Source organism: Arthrobacter sp. 1088, from assembly GCF_031455315.1.
GTDB lineage: Bacteria > Actinomycetota > Actinomycetes > Actinomycetales > Micrococcaceae > Arthrobacter.
Map to the genome: position 1 here is coordinate 52,199 of NZ_JAVDSM010000011.1, position 15,992 is coordinate 68,190.

Annotated in this window: 15 protein-coding genes; 6 read left to right on the top strand and 9 right to left on the bottom strand. The window is 62.3% G+C overall.

The genetic code is table 11. The features are described 5' to 3' along the window. Positions 1-57: 57 nt before the first annotated feature. Positions 58-663, bottom strand: a complete 606-nt coding sequence (locus J2Y41_RS17440; RefSeq protein ID WP_224094562.1) for a malonic semialdehyde reductase — start codon at positions 661-663, stop codon at positions 58-60. A gap of 208 nt (positions 664-871) precedes the next feature. Here J2Y41_RS17440 and opgC point away from each other — a divergent pair, with 208 nt between their 5' ends. Beyond that, on the top strand, positions 872-3,346 hold the full coding sequence (opgC, locus tag J2Y41_RS17445) for an OpgC domain-containing protein (protein ID WP_309930319.1): 2,475 nt from the start codon (positions 872-874) through the stop codon (positions 3,344-3,346). A gap of 93 nt (positions 3,347-3,439) precedes the next feature. Continuing rightward, complete coding sequence (locus J2Y41_RS17450; RefSeq protein ID WP_309930321.1) at positions 3,440-4,792, top strand: solute carrier family 23 protein; 1,353 nt, start codon at positions 3,440-3,442, stop codon at positions 4,790-4,792. Between the two features lie 4 nt (positions 4,793-4,796). Here J2Y41_RS17450 and J2Y41_RS17455 read toward each other — a convergent pair whose 3' ends face one another. Together J2Y41_RS17455 and J2Y41_RS17460 are read right to left on the bottom strand one after the other, a co-directional pair. Continuing rightward, on the bottom strand, positions 4,797-5,027 hold the full coding sequence (locus tag J2Y41_RS17455) for a helix-turn-helix transcriptional regulator (protein WP_224165974.1): 231 nt from the start codon (positions 5,025-5,027) through the stop codon (positions 4,797-4,799). After that, positions 5,027-5,518 (bottom strand): DUF2975 domain-containing protein, encoded by a 492-nt coding sequence (locus J2Y41_RS17460; protein WP_309930323.1) that lies wholly within the window; start codon positions 5,516-5,518, stop codon positions 5,027-5,029. The genes J2Y41_RS17455 and J2Y41_RS17460 overlap by 1 nt, the downstream gene beginning before the upstream one ends. A gap of 192 nt (positions 5,519-5,710) precedes the next feature. Here J2Y41_RS17460 and J2Y41_RS17465 point away from each other — a divergent pair, with 192 nt between their 5' ends. Beyond that, complete coding sequence (locus tag J2Y41_RS17465) at positions 5,711-6,277, top strand: type 1 glutamine amidotransferase domain-containing protein (protein WP_224094558.1); 567 nt, start codon at positions 5,711-5,713, stop codon at positions 6,275-6,277. Positions 6,278-6,352: 75 nt separating this feature from the next. Further along, positions 6,353-6,904: a dihydrofolate reductase family protein gene (locus J2Y41_RS17470; RefSeq protein WP_309930327.1), complete on the top strand. Its 552-nt coding sequence runs from the start codon at positions 6,353-6,355 to the stop codon at positions 6,902-6,904. A 66-nt stretch (positions 6,905-6,970) separates the two neighbouring features. Here J2Y41_RS17470 and J2Y41_RS17475 read toward each other — a convergent pair whose 3' ends face one another. The 4 genes from J2Y41_RS17475 to J2Y41_RS17490 all read right to left on the bottom strand — a co-directional run bounded on the left by J2Y41_RS17475 (position 6,971) and on the right by J2Y41_RS17490 (position 11,437). Next, on the bottom strand, positions 6,971-8,281 hold the full coding sequence (locus J2Y41_RS17475) for an MFS transporter (RefSeq protein ID WP_309930328.1): 1,311 nt from the start codon (positions 8,279-8,281) through the stop codon (positions 6,971-6,973). Beyond that, positions 8,278-9,363 carry a TIM barrel protein gene (locus J2Y41_RS17480; protein ID WP_309930331.1) on the bottom strand — a complete coding sequence of 362 codons (1,086 nt, stop codon included), beginning with the start codon at positions 9,361-9,363 and terminating at the stop codon, positions 8,278-8,280. Before J2Y41_RS17480 ends, J2Y41_RS17475 begins: the two co-directional genes overlap by 4 nt. 111 nt (positions 9,364-9,474) lie before the next feature. Beyond that, positions 9,475-10,971 carry a PLP-dependent aminotransferase family protein gene (locus tag J2Y41_RS17485; RefSeq protein WP_309930333.1) on the bottom strand — a complete coding sequence of 499 codons (1,497 nt, stop codon included), beginning with the start codon at positions 10,969-10,971 and terminating at the stop codon, positions 9,475-9,477. A 22-nt stretch (positions 10,972-10,993) separates the two neighbouring features. Then, the gene (locus J2Y41_RS17490) at positions 10,994-11,437 is read right to left on the bottom strand and encodes a YdeI/OmpD-associated family protein (protein WP_309930335.1); all 444 of its coding nucleotides are present in this window, start codon (positions 11,435-11,437) and stop codon (positions 10,994-10,996) included. Between the two features lie 95 nt (positions 11,438-11,532). Here J2Y41_RS17490 and J2Y41_RS17495 point away from each other — a divergent pair, with 95 nt between their 5' ends. Then, complete coding sequence (locus J2Y41_RS17495; RefSeq protein ID WP_224094554.1) at positions 11,533-11,790, top strand: DUF2630 family protein; 258 nt, start codon at positions 11,533-11,535, stop codon at positions 11,788-11,790. A 20-nt stretch (positions 11,791-11,810) separates the two neighbouring features. Here the strand turns inward: J2Y41_RS17495 and J2Y41_RS17500 are convergent, their stop codons facing one another. After that, complete coding sequence (locus J2Y41_RS17500; protein WP_224094553.1) at positions 11,811-12,953, bottom strand: glycerate kinase; 1,143 nt, start codon at positions 12,951-12,953, stop codon at positions 11,811-11,813. Between the two features lie 54 nt (positions 12,954-13,007). Further along, entirely contained in the window at positions 13,008-13,970 is a 963-nt protein-coding gene (locus tag J2Y41_RS17505) for a D-2-hydroxyacid dehydrogenase family protein (RefSeq protein ID WP_309930337.1), read from the bottom strand. A 140-nt stretch (positions 13,971-14,110) separates the two neighbouring features. On the opposite strand from J2Y41_RS17505, the gene J2Y41_RS17510 reads away from it, so the two are divergent. After that, positions 14,111-15,949 (top strand): sugar-binding domain-containing protein, encoded by a 1,839-nt coding sequence (locus tag J2Y41_RS17510; protein WP_309930495.1) that lies wholly within the window; start codon positions 14,111-14,113, stop codon positions 15,947-15,949. Positions 15,950-15,992 lie beyond the last annotated feature (43 nt).

Sequence of the window (15,992 nt, forward strand, 5' to 3'; positions counted from 1 at the left end):
CGCCGATGCTCTCGCACATCACGGCCTGCGAGAGCATCGGCGGAACAACAGGAAAGACTAAACGGTGCGAACAACCTCTTCGTAGGCGAACTTCGGCTTTGCTTCGCCCCAGGCGTCCGGGCCGGGCTGGCCGATGTTGACCACCAGGAAGCTCTTCTGGTCGCCGGCAGGGAAGAACTCGGCGTCAATGGCAGCGAAATCAGCGCCGGTCATCGGGCCGGCCGCAAAACCGAGCGAGCGCACGGCGAGAATGAAGTAGCCAGCCTGCAGGTGGGCGTTGTTGTTGCCAGTGGTTGCCGCGAATGCGGGGTCGGCGTCGTACATGGCCTTGGGGGCGCCGTAGGCGGGGAGGAACTTGTCCCACTGACCCTGCCAATCGGTGTCGTAGGACAGGATGGCGACCAGCGGAGCCGAGGCGGTCTTGGCCTGGTTGCCCTTGGAGAGCGCGTCAACCAGCTTTGCGCGGGCCTCGTCCGAGCGGACGTAGGTCACGCGGAGGGGCTGGGAGTTGAAGGCGGTGGGGCCAAACTTGGTGAGCTCGTAGATGGCGCGGGCCTGCTCGTCGGTGACCTCACCGGCAAAGCTGTTCGCGGTACGGGCTTCGGCAAAAATGGCGTCGACTGCTGCGGCGTCAATGACTGCTTCTTCGTGGGCGATCGTCATTCGTGAACCTTTCGCTGGGCCCTTGCCTTGGGGGACGGCTGGGCACTTCTGCTTTCCATGGTTGCAACTTCAAGTTCCCTTGTCCTCTTCCCATGACGGCCCGTGACGTTGCGCACAGTCATTCACTGGGTAGCATCATGGATACACGCTGCATCGCTTGGGGGACATGCCGTCTCGTCAAGCCGAAGGAACGACTTGAAGGGTCCCCATGCCAACCGTCCCTCTCGCGGCCGTTCGACGGATGCCGGCTGTTCTTGTCCTGCTGCTCCTGACTTTCATCCTGCCAAGCGCGCAGGCCTGGGCATCGGCCCAGCAGCCCGACTTCAAGGATTCCGGGTCGCGGTTCTTTGGAGCACTGCTGAACTGGGACAAGGACTCAGCAGCTGACTTCGCCCAAAGATTGGGCGAACCCGCGGCCCTGTACGGGCAGAACGTAGCCCTTCCCATGGATGAAGGCGGCCGCGCCTACCTGAAGGCGTACTTCTCACAAGTCGCAGACCAAGGCTCCCATGCACTGCTCACGGTCCAGCCCGGGATCGATTTGAAGGACATCAGTGAGGAGGTCGCCACAGATTTTGGGCGTCAAATCACGACGGCGGCGGCTGGCTTCCGGGGGAAAGTCTTCGTCCGCTTCGCGCCGGACATGAACGCCCCGTGGGTTCGTTGGGGGCAGGAACCTGAGGCATACCGGGCGGCGTTTGGCACAGTAGCTTCAGCACTGCGGGCCAGCCTGACTGATCCTGTGATGGTTTGGTCGCCTACCGCGGAAAGGGACTACCCGTTCCGGGATGCAACATCTACTCCTCCCAAGGGCGTTCCGCTGGGCTCAGTGGACACCAGCGGTAACGGGATTTGGGATCGGGACGACTCCGCGTTTTCGCCGTATTATCCCGGCGACGAGGCCGTTGACTGGGTCGGCCTGTCCGTTTATCACGACTCGACGGGCGCCGGAACAGCCAGCAACACCGTCCCCGCAACGGGCGAATTCAACGACGCACTGCACGCTTCCGGCGCTGGAACCAGCAACGAAGATTTCTATGCCAACTTCGGTGAAGCACGGAGCAAACCGATCCTTGTTGAAACCGGCGCCTTTTACTCGCCAGGGGCGGGGGGTGCCGCCGAGCTCGACGTGAAACAGACGTGGTGGCAACAGGTCTTCACCGCGGTTGGGGAGCCCCGAAACGCCGACGTCCGTGCTGTGGTCTGGAACGAAACTACTGATGTTCGCAGTCAGGGACAGGTGCCCATTGACTGGCGGGTCACCGCAGAATCCTCACTATCGACCCCCTTTCGTACTGCTTTGGACGCTTCGGGCCTCGCGACAGAACCTGTCACGGAGAAGGGCCTTGTGGATGTGCCGGGTGTCGAGGTTCCTCAGCCGAAGACTGGAACTGTCATCCAGGGATGGGCGGCGTGGGCGTCCGCCGGCTCTGTATTGGTGGCCGTCGCGGCTTTGTGGATGCTGTCATCCCGGGCATTTGCCAGCAAATGGGCCTACACCGGTACCAGTAAGCGTGATGCGCGGATCGACATGCTCAGGGGCCTGGCAATCGTGTTCGTTGTGGTCAACCACGTAGGCATCAACTCCGTGTTCCAGGTGCTCAGCCAAGAGACCCTGGGAGTGGTTTCCGGCGCGGAATTGTTCGTCATGCTCTCGGGTGTTGTCCTGGGCATGGTCTACGGGCCAAGGATCGCCGCCGAATTGGGAGAGGTGGTGGACGGGACATCCAAGCGCGCCGGGAAACTCTACTTCACCGCCCTTGCTGTGGTCCTGATCGTGTACGTGCTGAGTTTGCTTCCGTTCATCAACGCCGCGGCAGTCACCACGTTCACCGATCAAGGAACGGGCGCAGCCGGGCGAGCGGCCGCCGGTACAACCTATGACCTGTATGCCGGCATGGAAGGGTTGCTGCAGTTCCCGGTGCCGCAAGGCCTGATCCCCGCCCTGCTGCTGTTGCAAGTAGGCCCTTGGCAGTTCAACATCATGGGCCTTTACGTCATCCTCTTGCTGATCAGCCCCCTGATCCTCGTGGCGCTGTCCCGCGGTTTCACTTGGCTGGTCCTCACACTCAGCCTGGGCCTCTACGTCGCCGGATCGATTTTCCGGTTCCGGCTGCTTCCCTCGCAGTTCGAGGACTCGTTCCCTTTTCTGGTCTGGCAGCTCTTGTTCGTAGTCGGGATGACGGCCGGGTTTTATCGGCATCAGATCATCGCGTGGTTCGCTGCTCCGCGGCAACGCCTGCTCCTCGGTGTTTGTATTTTCCTGGCAGCCGCATGTGCGTTGTTCTCGTGGAGCGGTCCGTATCTGACCAACCAGTTGGATGTTCGGCTCGCACTTATCCCGGAAAGCACGTTCCGGTACATCTACGACTCCTTCTTCGGCCGCACGTACCTTGGGCCAGGGCGCGTGCTCAACGTCGTCCTCATCACCATCGCTTTGTATTCAATGCTGAGCGCTTTCTGGAAGCCGTTGTTCCGCGCTGTGGGCTGGTTCTTCATTCCGCTGGGCCAAGCGACGCTGTACGTGTTCATCATGCACGTCTTCTTCATCGTGGCGATCGCCAACATCCCGGCGCTGCGAGATGGAAATCTCTGGCTGAACACGGCCGTCTACATTGCCCTGCTCGCGACGCTCTGGGTCATGGTCAAAACAAAGTTCCTCTTCCAGGTGGTCCCCCGGTAAACCTGAACGAAGTGTGGAGGGCGCCGCTATTGGCCCCACAATGGCGGTAATGTTGCACCGAATCCCAAATACTCTTCTGAGGAAGGCCCCGCCATGAGCATGCTCGGCACCAAATGGAAGCTCCACGGCAACGGGAAGTCCATCCGGCCCGGCCACGTAGTCTCCCCCGATGAGCGGCTTGCCTGGCCCCTCACTATTGGCATCGGCATGCAGCACGTCGTGGCGATGTTCGGCGCGACGTTCCTGGTTCCGATCATTACCGGCATGCCGCCCGCCACCACCTTGCTCTTCTCAGGCCTTGGCACGCTGCTTTTCCTCCTCATCACCAAGGGCCGCGTGCCCAGCTACCTGGGTTCGAGCTTCGCGTTCATCGCACCGATCCTGGCGTCGCAGCAGCAGTACGGCGTTAGTGGCGCGCTGGGCGGCGTGGTGCTTGCCGGCGTCGTGCTGGCGCTTATTGGGGCGATCGTCCAGAAGTTTGGTGCCGAATGGATCAACCGGCTCATGCCGCCGATCGTCACCGGTGCGATTGTGGCGTTGATCGGCCTGAACCTCGCGCCTGCAGCGAAGAACAACTTCGACGCCGCGCCGGTCACCGCGCTGGTAACCCTGGTGACGATCATCCTGGTCAGCGTCCTCTTCCGCGGAATCCTGGGGCGCCTGAGCATCCTGGTGGGCGTTGTGGTGGGTTATCTCGTGGCGATGATGCGCGGCGAGGTCAGCTACGAAAAGATGGACGCGGCCGCGTGGGTGGGCCTACCCCTGTTCCAGACGCCCGAGTTCCACATCGGCGTTGTGGGCTTGTTCGTGCCGGTGGTGCTGGTGCTGGTGGCCGAGAACGTGGGCCACGTAAAGTCGGTGGCCGCGATGACCGGTCAAAACCTCGACGGCGTCTCCGGCCGCGCGCTGATGGCTGACGGCGCCGCGACCGTACTTGCCGGCCTGGGCGGCGGTTCCGGTACGACGACTTACGCGGAGAACATTGGCGTCATGGCCGCGACCAAGGTCTACTCGACGGCGGCCTACTGGGTGGCGGGTATCTTCGCCATCCTGCTGAGCTTCTCCCCGAAATTCGGCGAACTGATCGCGACCGTCCCACCCGGCGTACTCGGCGGCGCCGCGACCATGCTGTACGGCATGATCGGCGTGCTCGGCGTAAAGATCTGGGTCCAGAACAAGGTCAACTTCTCCAATCCGATCAACCTGACGACGGCCGCTGTTGCCCTGATAATCGGTATTGCGGATTACACGTGGACTATTGGCGAGCTGAAGTTCACGGGCATTGCTTTGGGGTCTGCTGCGGCGCTGGTGATTTACCACGGCATGAAGGGCCTGGCCCGTTGGCGCGGGACCGTGGCTGAACCGGAAATGGAGACGGCGGGCCTGCCGCCTGCGGTGAAATCGGCTATGAATGCGGCGGCTAAGAGGACGGGGAAGAAGAAATAGGGGGTTAGGCCGCCCCGGCGTCCTCCTCTACCTCAGCCTCCCACCGCAACAAGTCCCCCGGCTGGCATTCAAGGACTTCGCAGAGTGCTTCCAGGGTGGTAAACCGCACCGCCTTTGCCCGCCCGTTCTTCAGCACAGCGAGATTGGCTGGCGTAATCCCAACCTTCTCCGCAAGCACGCCCACGGGCATCTTCCGCTTGGCCAGCATGACGTCGATGTCCACGATGATGGGCATCAGATCACCTCGTCGAGCTCGGAGCGCAAGCGGGCAGCTTCGACGTCGCGGTCAACGGCCTGGGCAAGCAGCGCCCGCAGCACCAGCACGAGAAGTGCCACACCGCCGATCATCAGCGCAGCCCCGCAAATCAACAGCACAATCCCGGGGGCAATATCGCCCGGAGCCAAGATCACCGCGATGCCGAACATCAACACAGCAGCAACGGAAACAGCCCCGAAGATGACGTCCACGAACCGGAAGGCCGCATGGGAAAAGACCGTTCCGCGGCGCACCATCGTGAGCAGACGCCATACGCAGACGGCAACAACCTGCACACAGAGAATCCCCAGGACCACGATCACCACCAGCGCGATCCGTGGACCGTCAGGGGCGCCAGCCTCAACGAGGTCGGCCGAGAACAAGGGCACCATCCACACTTGAACGAAAAGTGAGCCCGCCAAAACCATCGCGATCACAACCCGCAGTGCAAGGATTGCCAGCTTTCCCATCGAGCCTCCCTTATCGATCAACAATATTATTCTATCGATATTCGATCATCAATCAATCGCTCCAGCGGCAAAATTAATACTCAGCTTGCTTACTAAAATGACCTTCCCTAGGCTTGAACGGGTCAGACAAACAACTCTCACAGCGGCGGCCCGCGCTCAAAAAGCAATCCGCCGCGCAATGGAGGAGGAACAATGTCAGAACACACCATCACAGGCAAGAAGGTCGCATTTCTGTTGACGGACGGCGTGGAGCAGGTTGAACTCACTAGCCCCTGGCAAGCCGTGAAGGACGCAGGCGGCCAGCCAACGCTCGTGGCACTTTCAAAGGGAAAGCTGCAGGGATTCAACGGCGTGGAAAAGGGTGACACCTTCGACGTCGATCTCGCAGTAGCCGATGCCAACGCATCGGACTTCGACGCCCTGGTACTCCCCGGCGGCGTGGTAAACGCCGATCACCTCCGCGTGGACAAGGATGCCCAGAACTTCACGCGGGCTTTCTTCGAGCAGCACAAGCCGGTGGCCTCCATCTGCCACGGACCGTGGATCCTGATCGATGCGGGCGTGGTCAAGGGCCGCAACGTCACCTCGTACCACACGCTACAAACCGACCTGAAGAACGCAGGCGCCAACTGGACCGATGAAGAAGTCGTCGTGGACCAAGGCCTTGTCACCAGCCGGAACCCGGACGACCTCCCGGCGTTCAACAGCAAGGTAGTAGAGGAAATCTCCGAGGGCCAGCACGCTGGCCAAACCGCTTAGTGCCACACTCCCGAGGGCTTCCCAAGCACGACGTCACAACATAGCGTGATGCCTGACAACCCTTTGGAGGCACGTATGCGAAAAGTTACCGCCGGCCTGTTCCACTCCGTGGATGGCGTAGTTCAGGACCCGTTCAAGTTCCAGTTAGACAGCTTCGACGACGAGCTGGGCAAGGGCCTGACCAAGATGATCAACACCGTGGATACGGTGGTTCTGGGCCGCGTCAGCTACCAGGAGTGGGCCGGATATTGGCCGAATGCGTCGCAGGACGAAGACTTTGCCGCCTTCATCAACCCCGTGGAGAAGTTCGTCGCATCCCGCACTCTCTCCGAGCCTCTCGAATGGGAAAACTCGCACCTCATCGATGGGCCGCTGGAGCAGTTCATCACTGACCTGAAAGGGCGTGACGGCGGAGAGATCGCAGTCTGCGGCAGCATCTCCGTGGTACGCCAACTGCTGTTCGCGGGGATCCTGGACGAGCTGACGCTCATGACACACCCCGTGGTGGCAGGCAGCGGACGGCGGCTTTTCGAGGACGGCGACCCCCTGAACAGGCTCGTCCTCGAGGACCAGTACGCCACGAGCAAGGGCAACGTTGTGAGCACGTACAGCCTGCGAAGGGATTGATCTGCTGCTGTCGTAACGAGACGACGGAACCCCCGCGGCAGGCGGGGGTTCCGTCGTCTCGTGTGTTTAGGAAATTGTTTGCGTCTCGGAAAGTGAAGGGACCTCGACGGCGGCACGCCGGGCCCGCGCGGCCCTCACGAGTCCGCTTGAGACGATCGCCCCCACGAGGGCAAGCGCCGCAAGGACGATGAACACGATGTGGTAACCGGCGGCTCCAGGGTTGGCATCCAGGATGGAGCCGTAGACGATGAAAGCGAACATCCCCGGCGCATAACCCACGAGGCATGCGATCCCGAAGGCGGTGCCGCTGGTCTCCTCGGGGATTCCAACCTCATCCATCGGGGCCCAGAACACGCCGCGCATGGTGAAGATGATGAGTGAGAACAGCAGGGTGACGATCATCGCCGGAATCTGGCTCCCCGGATCTGCCGGAAGGAGCAGCAGGACCCCTACCACCGGGATCAGGCTCAGGAACGCCAAGCGGATGTACCGGCTGGCACCTTTGAACACCTTGTCCGCCAGGACGCCGCCGATCGGGCCGCCGAGGATCTTCAGGCCGTACTGGTTGATGATGCCGTAAGCACCGACCAGCGCGACGGGAAGTCCGTAGACGTAGGTCAGATACGGGATGAAATACGTGAGTCCGCAGTAGACGACGTACACCATGAACACGGTGAAGCTCACCCACCAGAGCTGGGGCAGCTTCGCCGCGCGCCAGATTTCAGCGAGACCCGCCTTTTGTTTCGTGGGCGCTGGATTCTCACTTGTCTGGTTGCGAAGCAGCAGGAACAGAAGCACACCGACGGCGATGTCAAGGATTGCGTAGAAGGCGATGGCGGCGCGGAAGCCACCAATCCCGGAACCGAGCCAAACGAAGATTCCCAGGGCGGAGAAGGCCACTGCGGTATCCACTACGCCGCGCCCGCCCTCGAGCAGGCCGAAGAGCCGTCCCTGTTCTTTGGAACCACCGAGCTGGCGGATGCTCTTCAGCAGCGCCGGCCAGACCAGGCAGTCGGAACACACGGCGAGCAGCGCGAAGACCACCAGGAGCGTGCTGAATCCGGGGAAGGTGCTGAGGAAAAGACCCAGCGCCCCGCAGCCAACGAGTCCGAGGGGGATGAGGACCCGCGTGGAGAAGCGGTCCGCGAGGTACCCGCCCACGACGAAAAGGGCTGTTGCGACGATCGAATTAACGCTCAGCAGCGTCCCGATCTCAGTATGGCTGAGGCCCATGGCTTCCTGCATGGGAACGTAGAACGCGTCCTTGAGGTTGGAGAGCTTATAGATCGTGCCGCCGGCCATGACGAGCAAGGCAAAGCGGACCCACTTGCTCCAGTCGGTGCTTTTCGTGGTCCTCCCGGGGGCTATCGCGCTCATCGTGCACCTTCCAAGGACTTGTTTGATTCCAGCTGCGACACAGCAATATCGCGCAATGAGGCGAGCAGGCCTTTCACATACTTCACCTGGTCGTCGGCCCAGCCGGGTTCGGCAGCGAGCAGTTCCTCCTTGGTCCACCCGGCAGGGATTCCGGTCGTACTGAAATCGCGGTATGGGATGAAGGGGTCCTCTCCCTCACCCGCGTGCCGGAATGCAGGCGCGTAGTACAGGTTCTCCTGCTCCAGAGCCAGGGCGATGACCTGCGGCTCGTCTTCGCCAAGCATCAAGAGCTCGAAGAGCATCCGCGCGCCGGGCAGGTCGTCGTCCGGACTTCCCTGGAGCACACCACGGTGGCCATACCCGTCCCCCTCGGGGAGAATGTGAACACCCTTCAAGTGTGCCTGAAGAATGTGCGGTGCGAGCGTTGACAGGGCGTCCATCGGTCTCTCACAGGCGTTGATCATGTTCCCGAAATCGAACATTGCGTGAAGTCGCGGGTGCGAAATGCGGCGCAACAGCCCGGCAATTTCGGTAGATCGCAGCTCCTCGTGCTGCTCAAAGGAGAAATGCAGGCCGTACTCGTCAGCCAGCTCAGAGAGCCAACGCAGGTCCTCCTCTATCCGGGTCAGGACATCGGAGAGTGCGCCTTCGAAGCGCGAGTAGACGCGGATATTCTCGACGCCGAGGATCCCGGCAATGCGGACTGCTTCCTCGACGTCCGCTCGCGCGGTGGTGCTGATCTCCAGGTGGGTACTGAGACGCAAGCTGCGGGCGCGGTCCGCGAACTGGCGCAACCGGTCATCGCTCATCCGGCCCAGGCTCCGCTCCTCGCCATCGAGGACGTGGATGCACACACCAGCCAGGCCATGGCGATGCGCGAAGTCGAGCACGTCGTCGGGCGAAAAGTTTCCATAAGTCAGGTTGCCCAAGAGAGCGTACGCATGGCCGAACAGTCGGGCACCGTCGATTCGGTCGATCAGGGTTCGGGCAAGCCCGTCGGTCAGTTGCGGCAGGGAGTCGATCTCCTCTTCATTGAGGCGAGGTTTCAGGAGCGCCTGAAATCGAGTGTCGGCAGGGGGCATGGTTGGCTCCTTGGGGGGCGTGCGAGGGGCGACGGGGATTGTCACACACCATTTGTACGTGGGTAATGGACGCCGAAAAAGATCCATTATGGACACTGCCGTTAAGTCCATTCAGGGCGTTACGCCGAGCTTCTCCCATCGATCCCACGCTGCGGCCATCCTGCCCGCCGCCTCAGCCATATGATCTTCAGCGGTCCCCGCGAACCCGATCAGCAGCGCCGGTGGCAGGCGCCGGGTTACCCGGTATTCGCCGAGGGGGTAGGTGTACACGCCACCCGCTGCGAGCCCTCGAGCCACCTCGATATCGTCCGAAGGTTCCCGAAGCCAGCCCATGACGTGAAGGCCCGCATCCACGCGTTCTGCTTGGATCCGGTGGCTTAATCGCTGATCGATCGCTTCGAGCAGGGCGTCCTGGCGAGCCGCATACAGACGCCGGGTCCGGCGCAGATGCGCATGCAAATGCCCTTCTGAGAGGAAGTCCGTAAGGGCCGCCTGGAGGACCGTCGCGGGCGGCCGGCCAATGATGGATGATACGGACGCGAATGGCTCCACCAGATCCTCCGGCAACACGCAGTAACCGAGCCGGATGGATGGCGCGAGTACCTTGCTGAACGAGCCCACAGTGATGACGTGCCTGCTCAAATCCAGTCCGAACAGCGTCGGAAGAGCCTTACCGCGGTAGCGAAGTTCGCTGTCGCAGTCATCCTCCACGATCCAGCTTCCGTTTCGTTCCGCCCAGGCGATCCACTCCGCCCGCCGTGCGGGACTCATTGCCGTGCCGAGCGGATGCTGCCGCGCTGGAGTCAGGCAGGCAAGACGAGCCGGGGACCCGCCGTCGAACTCGTCCGGAAGGACCGCCCCCTCCCCGTCAATGGGGACGCCCTGGACCGGGCAGCCTTGGGACTGGAAGGCGAGCCGTCCGGAAATATGGCCTGGGTCCTCGACGACGACGGTGTCGCCGGCGTCCAGGAGGAGCGCCGCGAGCACATTGAACGCCTGCTGGGCACCGGAGGTGACGATGACCTGGTCCGGGGTGCACCCCAGACCCCTGACATCGTTGACGTAGTCCGCGATCGCTTCCCGCAAGGGACGGTGGCCATGCGGATCGCCGTACCCGTTCATGAACTGCTCTGTGCTGCCGGCATGGCGCCCCAGGAGGCGCTTCCATGTAGCTGCGGGGAAGGCCGAGGCCGCCACCTGGCTGGCGACGAATGATTCCGACTCGGTGGGTGCCCAGGCGTGCGGCGCGTCCCCGGACAGACCGGCGCCCCGTGAAGAGGTGGCCGCGCCGCGTTCGGAGAGCGGCGGCCGGGACAACGGCTGCCGCGGAGCGTGGTCACTCCATAAGGTGTCGACGTACGTGCCGTCGCCCGCGCGCGAGCGCAGGAAGCCCTCGGCGGTGAGTTGCTCGAACGCCGAGACCACCGTGATCCTGGAAACTCCCAGCTCAGCCACCAGCGTGCGGGTGGAGGGCAGGCGGGTTCCGCTTGGCAGCGAGCCTGTCAGGATCTGGGTGCGCAATTGCCCGTAGAGTTGCCGATGCAGGGGCTGGGCCGCGTCGCGGTGGAGCTCGAGTCCGGCAAGGAGGCGGCCGCCGGCGCTTTTCATCCGGCGGACCGCAAAGCTGATTTCACTTCTTCCCGGCCTTCAAGTCCGCAATAACCTTCGCGATCCGCCGAGCCCGGGTCTCCTCCGTCTTGGCGTCTCCAATTGGTTCCACGTACCGGCGTTGGGCGCTGTAGTTCAGCGTTCCATAGAAGGCCTTGGCCTCGGGCTCAGCCTCAAGGGCCGCAGCAAGATCGTCCGGAACCTCGATCACACGTGGCTGGGTGTCCACTTCCAGGTCCACGTCCACGGTGTCGCCCGCGGACGCGCCGGTCAGGTCCCTGTTCGCGGAACTGACACCCACCATGTATTTCCCACCCATCACCGCGATGCTGCTGCGATAGCTCTGGCCGTTGATGGTCACAACCACTGGGGGCCGCTTGCCGGCATCAAGCGCACTAACTACGTCCTCAGGAACCTCAATGCCGGCCTTGTTGCCATCGCCGACGATGGTCGTGGTGAATTTCATGTCCCAAGTATGCCGTCGGCCACCCGTAGACGCACCCCGCCAGCCGGGCTACGTTCGGTATAAGCAACTACCAAGTGAACCGAGGAGCGCGAACCATGGACGAGCAGGATCTTCTGGAACGGATTCAGTCACTCGTGGAAGAGGAGCACCGGCTGCGTGATGCAGCGGTGGGCGGGGGAACTGAGGACGACGTGGACGGCGACGGCAGCCGCGCCCGCCTGGCCCAGCTTGAGGCTCAACTCGACCAGTGCTGGGACTTGCTCCGCCAGCGCCGGGCCAAGAAGCGTGCTGGTGAGAATCCCGACGACGCCGAACCGCGTCCCATCAGCGAAGTCGAAGGCTACAGGCAGTAGTCCCGCCCGACGACAAGGAGCTACGCCCCCTCAAGCACCTGGCTGGTAGCCCACGCAACGTACTTGGCCGCGTTGGCAACGGCATCTGCGACATCCGGAACGCCATCCTTGCGCTGTGCGACGTCCAACAACTGGGCCGCAGCTACTATCCCGTGTTTGGCGAGATCCTCCGGCGTCACCGTGATTCGGCCTGCCACAGCCACCACGGGTATTCCGTGGACGCTTGCGGCGTCGGCCAAGGCGATTGGGGCCTTGCCGGTGAGCGACTGCTCATCCATGGAACCCTCGCCCGTAATGACGAGGTCCGCCTCGCTAAGGTGCGAAGCCAAGCCGGTCAGCCCGGCCACCAGCGCGAAGCCGCCTTCAAGCGCCGAGTCCGTAAAGGCAAGGAACGACGCCGGGAACCCGCCTGCCGCTCCGGCTCCCGGAACGTTGACGTCCCGGCCCGTGGCTTCCCGAAGGAGCGATGCCCAGTTACGGAGGCCGGCGTCGAGCCTTTCAACAGCATCCTCGTCGGCTCCCTTCTGGGGGCCGAAAACATGAGCGGCACCTTCGGGCCCGAACAGCGGGTTTTGGACGTCGACTGCGATCCGGAACTTGGCTTGCGAAAGCCGCGGGTCCAGTCCGGAGACATCCAGGGCAACGACGTCGGCGAGCGAACCTCCGCCAAGAGGCACCACATTCCCGGCAGCGTCCAAGGGCTTGAGCCCCAGCGCACGCAAGGCGCCACTACCGGCGTCGGACATTGCCGAACCGCCAAGTCCCAGCACAATCTCGGTGGCCCCGGCGTCGAGCGCCGCAGCGATGAGCTGTCCGCAGCCGTAGCTGTGGGCCCGCAAAGAATTCTCGGGGGTGGGCTCCATGAAGGCAAGGCCGGAAGCCTGGGCGGTTTCGATGACGGCTGTGGCTCCGCCGAAAGAATCTTTGCGGATGGCCCAGGAAGCTCCGACCGGCTTGAGAATTGGACCCACAACGGCGTGGTTCCGCTCATCGTAACCGGCGGCGATAGCGGCATCGAGTGTGCCTTCACCACCGTCAGCTACGGGAAATTGGGTGGTTACGGCGTCCGGATAGACGCGCAGTGCGCCCTCGGCCATGGCTGATGCGGCTTCCGCGGCGGTGAGGGATCCCTTGAACTTGTCCGGGGCGATGAGGATACGCATGGGTCCATCTTGCCAGCTTTGCCCGGAAAGCGGTTGCCGGTTACGAAGATTGCGTCACTCGTTCAGGGCGCGTAGCGGGGAACCCTCAAGCCACCCCTTGACGTCCTCGAATGCCCCGCCATAAAACTGCCGGTAGCTCTCGTGCGTCACATATCCGATGTGCGGCGAGAGCACGGTTCGCGACGAATGAAGCAAAGCATGTCCGGCGGGCAGGGGCTCCTCGTCAAAGACATCCATTGCAGCGCCACGAATCCAGCCCTCTTCCAGCGCCCGGATCAGCGCTGCCTCGTCCACCAGCGGCCCCCGTGCGGTGTTGACCAGAACGCCCTCAGGTCCAAGCAGCCGCAATTCCTCCTCGCCAACAATGCCTTCCGTCCGCTCAGACAAACGCAGATGCAAGGTCACGACGTCGGACTCCCGGAACAGCTCCTCTTTGCCCACCCTTCGGGCACCGGCAGCCTCGGCCGCCTCCGCCGTCAGGTTCTGGCTCCACGCCAAAACATCCATGCCAAAGGCCTTCGCGTAGCCTGCAATCCGCTTCCCGATCTTGCCGAGGCCGACGATTCCCAGCGTCTTTCCTTCGAGTTCAAACCCGACGGCGGTCTGCCAGTCGCCTGCCCTCAGCGAGTTTTCCTCCACAACCAGGTTGCGGGCAAAAGCGAGCAGCAACGCCCACGTCATCTCCGGTGCCGCTGCCGGTGAACCGCCCGTTCCGCACACCAGGATGCCACGCTCCGACGCAGCCTCAAGGTCGATCGCAGCATTGGCCATGCCCGTGGTCACAAGCAGTTTCAGGTTGGTCAATGACTCGAGCACCCGGCGCGGGAAACGCGTCCGTTCGCGCATCGCCACAATGATGTCGAACGGCGCCAAAGCTGCCACAGCCTGCTCTTCGGAAACAAAAGGTGCGCTGAAAACGCTGACCTTCACGCCGTCGTCGAGCAGCGAATCCCAAGGGGCGTAGTCACTGGCAACCTGCTGATAGTCATCAATGATGGCCAAGCGGTAACTCGTCACGTCATTCTCCTCGCGCGGCGGCTGGTGGTAGAAACACCATCTCACGTGCACCGGCGGGTGGGTGCGCATTTTCCGGTGATGCGCTTGACTGGAAATTGAACCCTTCCCCTTCCGAAGGAGATGCGTTGACAGAGCCCAAGATGATGCCAGCCCTTCCCAAGCCCGAGCATCCCCGTCCCCAGCTTGTCCGCGAGAACTGGATGAACCTCAACGGAACCTGGGGTTTTGAGATCGACGCCGGCGACTCGGGTTTGGAGCGCGGGCTCGCCAGGCGCGAGCTCACCAGTGAGATCCTGGTGCCGTTTGCCCCGGAATCGGTCCTTTCCGGAATTGAGCACGTGGATTTCATGGAAGCTGTTTGGTACCGACGTACGGTGACCATCCCCCAGGAGTGGGCCGGCCAGAACGTCCTCCTGCACTTCGGCGCCGTGGACCACGACGCGACTGTCTGGGTCAACGGCATTGAAGTAGCCCGCCACAGGGGTGGTTTCACCCCCTTCACCGCCGATCTTGGTGGAGTGGCCGAGCCCGGCACGGAAGCGGTCATCGTTGTCCGTGCACGTGACTCGCGGCACGAAATGCAGGCACGGGGCAAGCAGGCAACCTGGTACAACAACACTCATTGCCAGTACACCCGCACCACGGGAATCTGGCAGACGGTGTGGATGGAAGCTGTCCCGGAGGTCCACGTCAAACGCCTCCGAATGACTCCGAACCTGGCCGGTTCCAGCATCACGATTGAGGTTCCGATCAGCCGGAACCGCGCAGGGCACACGGTGACTGCTGTCCTCAGCGATGAGGGCGGTACACATGTGGAATCTACGGCCAGAGCCGACTTGGATCTCACGCCAACATTGCGCCTGGGCATTCCCGCTGGATCCCTGCGGCCTTGGTGCATTGAGGACCCCTTCCTTTACGACCTTGAGGTGACAGTCCGGGATGCTGCCGGAACAGTCGTTGACCGCGTCAGCAGCTACGCGGCCGTTCGTTCAGTTGCCGTTGACGGCAAAGTGGTTCGTCTAAATGGCAAGTCCGTGTTCCAGCGATTGGTGCTGGACCAGGGATATTGGACGGAGTCGCTCATGACCTCGCCGGATGACGCTGCGTTGGTCAAGGACATCGAGTTGTCCATGGCGGCAGGATTCAACGGTGCACGACTCCACCAGAAAGTGTTCGAAGAGCGCTTCCTCTACCACGCAGACCGGCTCGGTTACCTGGTCTGGGGCGAGTTCGGCGACTGGGGCGTCTCCGGAGGAGGAACCATTGGCCAGAACCAGAAGCCAACAGCGAGTTTCGTAGCCCAATGGCTTGAGGTGCTTCAACGCGACTTCAACCATCCCTCGATCATCGGATGGTGCCCGCTCAACGAAACGTACCAGATCCTGCACGATCGGCTCACGGTATTGGATGACGTCACGCAGGCCATGTTCCTGGCCACGAAATTGGCCGACCCCACACGGCCTGTCATCGACGCATCCGGATACTCCCACCGCATCCGCGAAACCGACATTTACGATTCCCATTCCTACGAGCAGAATCCGGAGCAGTTCCGGATTGAGCAGCAGGGCCTTTCGGACGGGAAGCCGTTTGTAAACCGGAATCCGCAGGGTGAGGAATACTCCGTGCCTTACGCTGGCCAGCCATATTTCGTGTCCGAATTCGGCGGTATTTGGTGGAACGAAACGGAGGCTCGCCAAGCCGCGCCAGAAGCGGGCCTCGGAACGGATGTTTCGACGTCGTGGGGTTACGGCCAGCGCGTCAGCAGCGAGGAGGAGTTCTACGCCCGTTTCGACGGACTATGTGGCGTGCTCCTGGATAACCCGGACATGTTTGGTTACTGCTATACGCAGCTGACGGATGTCTTCCAGGAAAAGAATGGCATCTTCACTTTCGATCGCGGAGCCAAGTTCGATCTCGAGCGGATCCGGGCCAGCCAGGTCCGTAAGGCAGCCATCGAAGCCCGCCGAGATGGCATTTGATGACAATGTTGCAGCCTGGGACTGTCATCAAATGCCACTTCGA

Coding starts and splice junctions, on each gene's coding strand:
- J2Y41_RS17440 (WP_224094562.1), bottom strand. CDS start 663: ATGACGATCGCCCACGAAGAAGCAGTCATTGACGCCGCAGCAGTCGAC.
- opgC (WP_309930319.1), top strand. CDS start 872: ATGCCAACCGTCCCTCTCGCGGCCGTTCGACGGATGCCGGCTGTTCTT.
- J2Y41_RS17450 (WP_309930321.1), top strand. CDS start 3,440: ATGAGCATGCTCGGCACCAAATGGAAGCTCCACGGCAACGGGAAGTCC.
- J2Y41_RS17455 (WP_224165974.1), bottom strand. CDS start 5,027: ATGCCCATCATCGTGGACATCGACGTCATGCTGGCCAAGCGGAAGATG.
- J2Y41_RS17460 (WP_309930323.1), bottom strand. CDS start 5,518: ATGGGAAAGCTGGCAATCCTTGCACTGCGGGTTGTGATCGCGATGGTT.
- J2Y41_RS17465 (WP_224094558.1), top strand. CDS start 5,711: ATGTCAGAACACACCATCACAGGCAAGAAGGTCGCATTTCTGTTGACG.
- J2Y41_RS17470 (WP_309930327.1), top strand. CDS start 6,353: ATGCGAAAAGTTACCGCCGGCCTGTTCCACTCCGTGGATGGCGTAGTT.
- J2Y41_RS17475 (WP_309930328.1), bottom strand. CDS start 8,281: ATGAGCGCGATAGCCCCCGGGAGGACCACGAAAAGCACCGACTGGAGC.
- J2Y41_RS17480 (WP_309930331.1), bottom strand. CDS start 9,363: ATGCCCCCTGCCGACACTCGATTTCAGGCGCTCCTGAAACCTCGCCTC.
- J2Y41_RS17485 (WP_309930333.1), bottom strand. CDS start 10,971: ATGAAAAGCGCCGGCGGCCGCCTCCTTGCCGGACTCGAGCTCCACCGC.
- J2Y41_RS17490 (WP_309930335.1), bottom strand. CDS start 11,437: ATGAAATTCACCACGACCATCGTCGGCGATGGCAACAAGGCCGGCATT.
- J2Y41_RS17495 (WP_224094554.1), top strand. CDS start 11,533: ATGGACGAGCAGGATCTTCTGGAACGGATTCAGTCACTCGTGGAAGAG.
- J2Y41_RS17500 (WP_224094553.1), bottom strand. CDS start 12,953: ATGCGTATCCTCATCGCCCCGGACAAGTTCAAGGGATCCCTCACCGCC.
- J2Y41_RS17510 (WP_309930495.1), top strand. CDS start 14,111: ATGATGCCAGCCCTTCCCAAGCCCGAGCATCCCCGTCCCCAGCTTGTC.